The organism is Acidocella aquatica (assembly GCF_030160635.1).
Lineage (GTDB): Bacteria > Pseudomonadota > Alphaproteobacteria > Acetobacterales > Acetobacteraceae > Acidocella > Acidocella aquatica.
The window spans coordinates 1-10,306 of sequence record NZ_BSOS01000069.1 but is presented as its reverse complement, the minus strand read 5'-3'; the positions used below and the strand labels follow the sequence as shown (position 1 = coordinate 10,306).

Genomic DNA, 10,306 nt, shown 5'->3' with positions numbered 1-10,306 from the left:
CGCCATCGCGGGCGACTACTACAAGGCCCAATTAACCGCCGAGGAAGCCGAGCCGGGAACCCGTGAGAACTGGCAGCTTATTAAGGAAGACCTGCTTGATGCCCGCTCCCGCGATGACGATACGGGCGCGGCGCGACATTACGGAAGCGGAGAGCCTGCTTGCAGACCGTGAGATAATCGCTGACGGCGCTTCGGTCCGGGCCACCGCCCAGGCGCTCTGGCTTGCCAAGGTCCAGTTAGCGGAAACCATGCTGCGACGGGCAACCGGCGACTACGGGCCAGACGAATACGCCGCCCGCTACCCCGACGCCTCCGCCCTGCCCCGCAAGGCCACGGACAAGCCAACCAAGGGCAAGCCGCGCGTGACCTTTGAGGATGCCGTGCGGGGCTGGTCTTTGAACGCGGGTTACAACCCCGACGCCACGCCAATTCCCCGGTCCTACCATGAACGCTCCCGCACGGCCCAACGCCTCGCGGCGTTCCTGGGCCATGATGACGTGACCCAGGTCACGCGGGACGCCGCCGTGCGGTGGAAAGAGGACATGCTTGCAAATGGGAAGAAGCGCGCCTCCACCATCGGCAACGACATCAGCGAAATGTCGTCCGTGTGGCGCTGGGCCATCGCTCACGGAAAGGCAACCGACAACCCGTTCAAGGGCATCTTACCGCCCGCGAAGGTCCGCAAGAAAAAGACCAAGAAGCGTCCGTACACCACCGACGAAGCCCGGAAAATCCTTCTAACCGCGTTGCGGATCGCGGCTTGATCGACGCTTCCATCCATATACCTTGCCGTCATCAACCCGTCCTCAGCCTCGCCGAGCGCCCGTTGTGCCGAGACCGCGAGTGTCCGTGCCGCAACCTGCGCAGCCCGTTTATCGAGCAGACCCAAGTTAAGCCTGATACACCCCAGCGATTGCAATGTTTTAAATACGCGTGGCACGCGAATCTGGAAAATCCAGCTGCCGCCGCTCCTGGTCAGGTGCCGTCCGTGCATAATTTTGCGTACAATCCTGCGTACAATGCCAAAATGGCCGCCAGAAAAGCAAGCAATATCAATTTGTTAAGGAGCTGGCGGAGGGGATGGGATTCGAACCCACGATACGCCTTGACAGCGTATAACGGTTTAGCAAACCGCCGCCTTCAGCCTCTCGGCCACCCCTCCGCAAGGCGCGGCTCCAATGAGCCGGCGCATTGTTGCCTCATAAGGTGCGTCAGGGGCAAGGTAAAGCCTTCCATGCCCTTCATCATGGGATTCTCTGAACCCCCCGCAATTTATGCGGCGCAATTCCCATTCAACCCATTGATTTTCATCAAATTACCAAAAATTAAACACTAAAAATTGCTGCACTGCAAAATTTTTCTTGCTTCATTCCTCACTTCCCTCTAATAAGAAGTCACAGGATGAGCTTGCTCTCCTGTTTCTTGGACGTTTCCTCCCTAAACTTGGCGGCGCTTCGGCGCCGCCTTTTTTTTATTTTATTCTGCGGCGGCTGAGCGGGTAGACGGTCCTTCCATTCCCCAAAGCGCACTCGCCTCGATCACGGCTGCCAGAAACTCCGACATATTGCGCTGCGCCGCCTCAAACTGCGCGCTACGGGTAAAATGCCGCTCATTCATATACAGCCCCCGCGCCACCTCTATTTGCACCACCTGCACCCCTTCGCGCGGGCGGCCGTAATGGCGGGTGATATACCCTCCCGCATAGGGGTCGTTGCGGCGCACCCGCAGCCCCATTCCCGCAAAACTGGCCTCAAAAAATGCCATCCAGGCCGGCAGGCAGGCGTTGCCGTAGGAATCGCCCAGCACAATGTCCGCCCTGCCCGCCTGCCGCCCCACCTGGCTGGGCATGGAATGGCAGTCAATCACCAGACAAGAGCCAAAACGCGCCACCGTCTGCCCAATCAAACCGCCCAGCGCGTCATGGAACGGCTGCCAGCAGGCATCTATGCGCGCGCGCGCCTCGGCAAACCGTAATTTTCCGGCGTAAATCGGCTCGCCGTTGCCCACCACGCGGGCGATGGTGCCCAGCCCGGCGCGCACGCGCGGGCTTTTGGTATCCACAAAATCCGGCAGCGCATCCTCAAACATCGCCGGGTCCAGCTCCCACGCCTCGCGGTTCGCATCGCACCAGGCGCGCGGAAACTCCGCCGCCAGCAACGGCACGCCAAGCGCGGGCCCGGCGGCGAAGAGCTCCTCGACAAAACTATCCTCGCTACGGCGAATCGCGATGGCATCCAGGCGCGAGACCGCTAAAAAATCCGCCTCATAGCGCCGGCCCGAATGTGGCGAAGTCAGCACCACCGGCACGCTCTGGTGAAGCGGTCGCAGCAGGGAAAAGGGGGCGGTTTCACTCATCGCGGGCCATGGCCCATTCAACCAGCTCCCCCCCGCCGGGGCAAGTGAATACAGGGTTATCAGCCCCCCAGCAGGGCGCGGCGCAACCGCATGGCCATCGCCCGCATACGCGCCGGCGCCGCGGCCATTACAATCCCCGCAAACACCAGCGCCGCGACCCCGCCCGCCAACACAAGCTGCCCCGCCAGCCCCAGCCCCGGCATCGCCACCAGCGCGCACCACCCCGCCAGACGCGCCGCCACCAGCGCCAGACAGGGCAACACCAACAGCCGCAATATCGCCCCCACCGGCCGCCCCAGCCCCTGCCGCAGCGCCGCGGCGAAAAGTCCCACCCCCAAAACCCCCCGCCCCGCCAGCGCCCAGGCCAGTGCGTTCAGGCCAAACGGCGCCGCGAACCACGCCGCCAGCATAATCGCCGCCACATTCGCCCAGGCGTAATGCGAGACCAGCCGCGTCCGCCCGGCAGCGGTGAGCAGCGGGTTGATCACACCATAAAGCGCGCTCGCGGGGGCCATCAGCGTGAGAATTGCGAACACCGGCGCCGCCGCCGCCCAGTGCGGCCCGAACATCAGCAGCACAATCGGCCTTGCCGCCGCCCCGCACACGGCGCTCGCAAAAAAGATCACCATCGAGAGCATATCCAGCATCTGCCGCGTGGTCTCAAACTGGCGGTCCGGTTCGCCACGCACCGCGACAAACACCGGTATGAACACCTTGCGCCCTGGCAAAAACGCCACCTCCTGCAACACCTCCGCCAGCCGTTGCGCGATCCGCAATTGCCCCAGCAGCGCCACCGGCATCCGCAGGCCCACAAGCATCACATAACCGGTGAGCGAGATGTAATCGACAAACGCCGCCTGCATCAGCGGCCATGAAAACCGGAAACTTTCCCGCAGCACCCGCCCCGGCGGCAGCGCGGGCGGCACCCAGCGCGCCGCCACGGCCGCCACCAGCGCATAAAACACCACGCCCGCCATGCGCTGGGCGATCATCGCCGCCACGCCGTATCCACGATAGGCGAACGGCAACGCCACCAACCCGCCGGCCATTGTGCTGCCCAGCGAGATCAACCCGATCGCCCTGAAGCGAAACTGCGCCGTCAGCCGCGCCGAGGGCACAATCAGGAATGCGGTGAGCAGAACATTCACTGCCATCACCCGCAGCACCAGGCTTAGTTGCGGCTGCCCATACAAGCGCGCCACCGAGGGCGAAATCGCGAACAGCACCGCCATGAACACCAGCGAGGCAAACCCCTGCGACCAGAACGCCCCCGCCTCCACCGCGCGGTCACCAGGGTTGGCCTGCACCTGCTCGCCCGCGCCGCTATTGGCCACCACGCGCGCAAGCTCCGAAATCGCCGAGGCAATCGCGATCAACCCCACCACCGAGGCCGGGATCACCCGCAGCAGCAACCCGAGGATCACAAATCCAAAACCACGCTCCACCAGCACGGCGGCAAAACTCCAGGCCGCCCCCCGTGCCGCGCCGCGCGCCAGATTCATGCCCGAACATCCTCCCCGCCCCACCGTAGCGGGGGCGGCGCCACAACGTCTACGGGTACAGCGCCACCACCGCCACCGTCGCGAGCAGCGCCAGCGGCATCACCACCAGCCCGATTCGTAAAAACTGCCAGGCGCTCACATGCAGCCCCGCCCGGCGCAGCGCCGTCAGCCACAAGATCGTCGCCAGAGAGCCGGTGACAGACAAATTCGGCCCGAGATCAATCCCCACCAGCGCCGCGGCACTCACCTGCGGCGCCAGCTGCGCCTGCGCCAGCGCATGCCCCGCCAACAGCCCGGCCGGCAGATTATTCACCAGATTCACCAAAACCCCGAGGCCAAGCCCCGCCCTCCAGCCAGCCGCCCCGCCTGCCTGCCGCAATGCCGCTGCCAACGCTCCCACCAAACCCGTACGGTCCAGCGCCGCCACCATCACAAACAACCCGGCCACCAGCGGCAGCACATCCCATGAAATATTCTTGACCATCGGCCACGGCGCCAGCCGCGCGGGGAGCAGCACCACCGCAGCGGTGCCCAGGCCGCACAACAACGTCGGCAGCCCCAGCGGCACCCCCCAGGCCGAAGCCCCCATCAGCACCACCGCCGTCCCCGCAATCCCCAGCCCCGCATGCCGCCCCCCGGCGGAAAGCTCCGGCCGGTGCGCCTGCGCCATAATCGGCTGCGCCAGCGCCCGCCGCTGCGTAAAGCGCAGCAGCAAAAACGTCGCGCCGATCGCCACCACCGATGCCAGCCCAAACTGGCGCACCCACCCCAGCAACGGCGGCAGCGCCGCGCCGTAGACCACCAGATTGGCCGGGTTGGAAATTGGCAGCACAAACGAGGCCGCATTGGCGACAAACGCGCAGATCAACAAAAACGGCAACGGCTGCTTCGCCTCAACCGCCCGCGCCATCGCCGCCACGGCGGGGGTGAACACCACGGCCGTCGCATCATTGGAGAGAAACGCCGTGATCACCACGGCCATGCCATAGATCATCGCAAATAGCCGCGCCGCTGAGCCGCCCGCCCGCTGCGCCACCCAGCCGGCCGCCCAGGCGAACAACCCCTGGTCCGCCGCCAGCTCGGCCAGGATCATCATGCCGGTGAGAAACAGATAAACATCCGTGCCCTGCGCCACCCCGCGCAGCGCCGCCCCCACCGGCAACAGGCCAAAAACCACCAGCGCCAGCGCCCCGGCCAGCGCCGGAACCACCTCGCGCACCCCCCAGGGCCGCAAAATAACCCCGCCCACGCCCAGCGCGACGACGCCCCAGATCACCCACGCCGTCACCGCCATGCCGCCCCGCAAACTTTGCTAAAACTCTTCATGCGTCCGGCTTAGCAGTGGCAAAATTTTCCGCAATGCGGCAAAGGGAGCCATGCCGCCCAGGGAGTCCACATGAGTTTCTTGCATGCCATTTTATTCGCCATCCTGCAGGGGGCGAGCGAGCTGTTCCCCGTCAGCAGCCTCGGCCATGCCGTCGTCGTGCCCGCCCTGTTGCATTGGGGCATCGACCAGGCCAGCCCCAGCTTTTTACCGTTTCTCGTCATGCTGCATCTGGGCACCGCCATCGGCATGCTGCTGTTTTTCTACGCTGACTGGCTGGCCATGCTGCGCGGAACTCTCGGCATGGGCTACACCACCGAGGTGCAAACCCAGCGCGCCCTGGTGCTGCGGCTCATCATCGCCACCCTTCCCGCCGTCATCATCGGCTTCATCATTAAAAAGCCGGTGGCGCATCTCTTCGCCAGCCCGCTCATCGCCGCGCTGTTCCTCATCGCCAACGCGGGGCTACTGTTTTTCGGCGAGCAATTGCGCGGCCGCGCCCTGCGCCGCAGCGCCACGCTCAGCAACATGGACGCGCTCATCATCGGCCTGTTCCAGTGTCTCGCCTTCCTGCCCGGCATCTCGCGCTCTGGCGCTGCCATCGTCGGCGGCCTGCGCCGCGGCGCTGCCCATGAGGAAGCCGCCAAATTCTCCTTTCTCATGGGCACACCGATCATCTTCGCCGCCAGCGTGCTCGAGATCCCCAAGCTAGCCCATGCGCACGAGCTGCACTCCCTGTTCGGCCTCGCCACCCTGGCAGCCGTGGTGGCGGGCGCGGTCGCCTATGCCAGCACGGCCTTCCTCATGCGCTATTTCCGCGACCATGACTCCTGGGCGTTGCTCCCCTTCGCCTGGTATTGCGGCCTGTTTGGCGCTGCCAGCTTCGTCCTACTGCTGATTGGCCTGTAAGCCATGAAGCGCCTGCTCCTCGCCCTCTGCCTGCTCGCCCCCTTATCCGCCCATGCCGGTGTCAACCTCGCCGAAGCGCCGATCGGCCGCACCAGCCTTCCCTGGTGGCAGGCCCGCTTCACCCAGACGCTGGAACAAGCCAAAGCCAACCCCAACGCCAAAATCATCTGGCTGGGCGACTCCATCACCTATTACTGGCAGCGCCACGGCGGCCATGGCTATGACGACATTCTCCCCGTCTGGAACCATTACTACGCCCCCTATGCCGCGCTTGATTTCGGCATCATCGGCGACACCACCTCAAGCCTCATCTGGCGGCTTGACCACGGCCAGGTCGCCGGGCTGCACCCCAGCCTCACCATCATCCTCATTGGCGCCAACAACTTTGGCCGCGTGCATTGGGATGCAACCATGACCGTCCCCGGCATCGAGGCGGTGGTAACCAACACCCGCCACCGTCTGCCCGGCTCCCACATCATCCTGCTCGGCGTGCTGCCCTCCATCCGCTCCCCCTGGGTCGACGCCCAAACCACCGCCACCAACGCCGCCCTGGCCCGCCACTACGCGGGCAACCCCAACGTCACCTTCATCGATGTCAGCCGCGTGCTGCAAAAAAACGGCAAAACCGACGCCTCCCTCTATGTCGACCCGCGCCTGACCCCGCCGGAGCCCGCCCTGCACCCCAACGCCACCGGCATGGCCCGCATCGCCGCCTTCATCCAGCCGGAGGTCGAAAAATACGCCCGGTAACTTCCTCCGCCCCCAGACTTGGCGAAAACCAGGCAAACCTGTAATCCCGGTAACATGGTTACCAGCAACGACATCCGCGCCACCTTCCTCAACTACTTCGCCCGCAACGGCCACACGGTCGTGCCCAGCGCCCCGCTGGTGCCGCGCAACGACCCGACGCTGCTCTTCACCAGCGCCGGCATGGTGCCGTTCAAGAACCTGTTCACCGGGCAGGAGAAGCGCAGCTACGTCCGCGCCACCTCGTCACAAAAATGCGTCCGCGCCGGCGGCAAGCATAACGACCTCGATAATGTGGGCTACACCGCCCGCCACCATACCTTCTTCGAGATGCTGGGCAATTTCTCCTTCGGCGACTACTTCAAGGAGCAGGCCATCCTCCACGCCTGGACCCTGCTGACCAAGGATTTTGGTCTGCCGAAAGACAAACTCCTCATCACCGTCTACCACACGGATAACGAAGCGGCCGATCTGTGGAAAAAAATCGCCGGGGTGGCGGACCAAAAAATCATCCGCATCCCCACCGACGATAATTTCTGGAAAATGGGCGACACCGGCCCCTGCGGCCCCTGCTCAGAAATTTTCTACGACCATGGCGAGGGCATCCCCGGCGGCCCGCCCGGCTCCCCGGATGAAGACGGCGACCGCTTCATCGAGATCTGGAACCTCGTGTTCATGCAATATGAGGAAGGCCCGCCCGGCACCCGTAACCCGCTGCCCCGCCCCTCCATCGACACCGGCATGGGCCTGGAGCGCTTCGCCGCCATCCTGCAAGGCAAGCACGACAATTACGACACTGACACCCTGCGCGCCCTCATCATGGCCTCGGCCGAAGCCACCGGCCAGGACCCTGACGGCAGGTTCAAGACCAGCCACCGCGTGGTGGCCGACCATCTGCGCTCCACCTCATTCCTGATGGCTGACGGCGTGCTCCCCTCCAACGAGGGGCGCGGCTATGTGCTCCGCCGCATCATGCGCCGCGCCATGCGCCACGCCCACCTCATGGGCGCCACCGAACCGCTGATGCACCGCCTCGTCCCCGCGCTGGTCCGCCAAATGGGCCAGGCCTACCCTGAACTCACCGCCGCCGAACCGCTCATCACCGAGACATTGCAACTCGAGGAAAACCGTTTTCGCGCGATGCTCGATCGCGGCATTTCCCTGCTCAACGACGAAGCCGAAACCATCCCCTCCGGCGGCTCGCTCTCCGGCGCCGTTGCCTTCAAACTCTACGACACCTTTGGCTTCCCGCTCGACCTCACCCAGGACGCCCTTCGCGAACAAGGCAAGACCGTCGACATCGAGGGCTTCAACGCCGCCATGGACGAACAGCGCCGCCGCGCCCGCGCCGCCTGGGCCGGCTCTGGCGAGGCCGCGACCGAAACCGTGTGGTTTGAGCTGAAGGAACAGCTCGGCGCCACGGAATTCCTCGGCTACGCCACCGAAACCGCCGAGGCCAGTATCACCGCCCTCATCGTCGACGGCCAGCCAACCGATCACGCGCTGCCGGAGCAATCCGTCGCCATCCTGCTCAACCAGACCCCCTTCTACGCCGAAAGCGGCGGCCAGGTGGGCGACACCGGCTACCTCACCGGCCCCGATAATCTGCGCATCCGCATCACCGACACACAAAAGAAGCTTGGCGAACTCTTCGTCCACCTCGGCGTGGTGGAAGCGGGCACCGCGCGCACCGGCCAGCCCGTTCTGGCCACCGTCGACCACACCCGCCGTGGCGCCATCCGCGCGCACCACTCCGCCACCCATCTGTTGCACGAGGCGCTGCGCCGCGCCCTTGGCACCCATGTCATGCAAAAAGGCTCCCTCAACGCGCCGGACCGCCTGCGGTTTGACATCTCCCAGCCCCGCCCGATCACGGCGGAAGAGCTGGCCATCGTCGAGCGCGAGGTGAACACCCGCATCCGCGAAAACGCCGAAGTCACAACCCGGCTGATGACCCCGGATGAAGCCGTTAAGCTAGGCGCCATGGCGCTTTTTGGTGAAAAATACGGCGATGAGGTCCGCGTGGTGGGCATGGGCAACCCCGATGACACCAAATCCGCCTGGTCGGTCGAGCTTTGCGGCGGCACCCATGTTTCACGCACCGGTGACATCGGCCTCTTCCGCATCACCTCCGAAGGTGCGGTCTCCGCCGGTGTGCGCCGCATCGAGGCTCTGGCGGGGGCGGCCGCCATCGCCGCCGTCGAGGACGAATCCCGCCTCCTCGCGCAAGCCGCCGCCACGTTGAAGGCTCAGCCCGCCGAACTCCCCGCCCGCATCACCCAGCTCCAGGACGAGAAAAAGCGGCTGGAACGCCAGGTCGCCGAGTTGCAAAAGAAACTGGTGCTCAGCAGCGCCGCCGCCAGCGCCGAGACCATCAACGGCGTTAAAACCCTGCTGCGCCATGTTGGCGACATCCCGGCGAAGGAGCTGAAGCCCATCGCCACCGAGCTGCTTAAATCCATCGGCTCCGGCATCATCGCCCTCATTGCCACCGCCGAAGGCAAGGCCGCGATCATCACCGCCGTCTCGGATGATCTCTCATCCACCCACAGCGCGGTCGACCTCGTCCGCCTCGCCGCGGCGGCGGTTGGCGGGGCTGGCGGCGGCGGCAACAAAACCATGGCCCAGGCCGGCGGCCCGGACGGCAACGCCTGGCAAGCCGCGCTCGCCGCCATCCGCAAAACTCTTTAACCTGTGAAGTGCTGGGGGCCTCACGCCCCCCAGCGCGCTATCGCCAGATATGCCAACCGTTTGGCCTCCTTGCGCGCCCGCGCCACGGAATCCAGAATCAGGCCGCAGGCGAAGGAGAGAAACGAGATCATCATGATCCCGGTCGAGAGCACCGCGGTCGGCAATCTCGGCACCAGCCCGGTGCGCAAATAAACCGAAACGACCGGCACGCCGAGCATAATGGCCAGCAGCATCAGCAGCACACCCGCCAGCGCAAAAAACTGCAATGGCCGTTCTTCCTTCACCAGCACCAGAATCGTCCGCAAAATCCGCAACCCATCGGAATAAGTCCGCAGCTTGGAGGCCGACCCAGCCGGGCGCTCGCGGTAGCTCACCGGCAGTTCGGCCAGCGGCATCATCAAATCCAGCGCGTGGATTGTGAATTCCGTTTCGGTCTCAAACCCTGACGCCAGGGCCGGAAATGTCTTCACGAACCGGCGCGAGAACACCCGGTAGCCCGAGAGCATATCCCTGATCCGGTCACCAAAAACCATCCGCACCAGCCCCGAGAGCACGCGGTTGCCCATCCGGTGCCCGCGCCGGTAGGCCTGCGTTTCCACGCCCGCGACGTTACGCTGCCCGTTGACCATATCGAGCTGTTCTTCCAGCAGCAGCCTGACCATCTCCGGCGCGGCGGCGGCGTCATAGGTATCATCGCCATCCACCAGCACATCAGGGCGATTCATTAAACCGCTGCGATCATTTGTGTGGCTCGGCTTCGGTTGTCCTGGAAATGCTC

At 64.8% G+C, this 10,306-nt stretch carries 8 protein-coding genes and 1 tRNA gene; 4 read left to right on the top strand and 5 right to left on the bottom strand.

Annotated elements, in window-relative coordinates:
* The first annotated feature begins 95 nt into the window (after positions 1-95).
* Positions 96-764 carry a hypothetical protein gene (locus QQJ84_RS12825; RefSeq protein WP_284258631.1) on the top strand — a complete coding sequence of 223 codons (669 nt, stop codon included), beginning with the start codon at positions 96-98 and terminating at the stop codon, positions 762-764.
* Between the two features lie 305 nt (positions 765-1,069).
* On the opposite strand, the gene QQJ84_RS12820 is transcribed toward QQJ84_RS12825, so the two are convergent.
* The 4 genes from QQJ84_RS12820 to QQJ84_RS12805 all read right to left on the bottom strand — a co-directional run bounded on the left by QQJ84_RS12820 (position 1,070) and on the right by QQJ84_RS12805 (position 5,151).
* Positions 1,070-1,162 (bottom strand) — tRNA-Ser (locus QQJ84_RS12820).
* Between the two features lie 314 nt (positions 1,163-1,476).
* A complete protein-coding gene (locus tag QQJ84_RS12815; RefSeq protein WP_284258630.1) occupies positions 1,477-2,355 on the bottom strand; it encodes an N-formylglutamate amidohydrolase in 879 nt (292 codons plus the stop codon).
* 59 nt (positions 2,356-2,414) lie between these two features.
* Positions 2,415-3,857, bottom strand: a complete 1,443-nt coding sequence (locus QQJ84_RS12810; RefSeq protein WP_284258629.1) for an oligosaccharide flippase family protein — start codon at positions 3,855-3,857, stop codon at positions 2,415-2,417.
* Between the two features lie 49 nt (positions 3,858-3,906).
* Positions 3,907-5,151, bottom strand: coding sequence for an SLC13 family permease (locus QQJ84_RS12805; RefSeq protein WP_284258628.1), 1,245 nt, complete (start codon positions 5,149-5,151; stop codon positions 3,907-3,909).
* 102 nt (positions 5,152-5,253) lie between these two features.
* Between QQJ84_RS12805 and QQJ84_RS12800 the strand changes: the two genes are divergently transcribed.
* From QQJ84_RS12800 to alaS, 3 genes are read left to right on the top strand one after another with little or no spacing between them, the layout of a single operon-like run.
* Entirely contained in the window at positions 5,254-6,090 is an 837-nt protein-coding gene (locus QQJ84_RS12800) for an undecaprenyl-diphosphate phosphatase (RefSeq protein ID WP_284258627.1), read from the top strand.
* Positions 6,091-6,093: 3 nt separating this feature from the next.
* Positions 6,094-6,840, top strand: a complete 747-nt coding sequence (locus tag QQJ84_RS12795) for a GDSL-type esterase/lipase family protein (RefSeq protein ID WP_284258626.1) — start codon at positions 6,094-6,096, stop codon at positions 6,838-6,840.
* Positions 6,841-6,894: 54 nt separating this feature from the next.
* Complete coding sequence (gene alaS / locus QQJ84_RS12790) at positions 6,895-9,528, top strand: alanine--tRNA ligase (protein ID WP_284258625.1); 2,634 nt, start codon at positions 6,895-6,897, stop codon at positions 9,526-9,528.
* Between the two features lie 20 nt (positions 9,529-9,548).
* Here the strand turns inward: alaS and QQJ84_RS12785 are convergent, their stop codons facing one another.
* Positions 9,549-10,253 carry a glycosyltransferase family protein gene (locus tag QQJ84_RS12785; protein ID WP_348522682.1) on the bottom strand — a complete coding sequence of 235 codons (705 nt, stop codon included), beginning with the start codon at positions 10,251-10,253 and terminating at the stop codon, positions 9,549-9,551.
* Positions 10,254-10,306 lie beyond the last annotated feature (53 nt).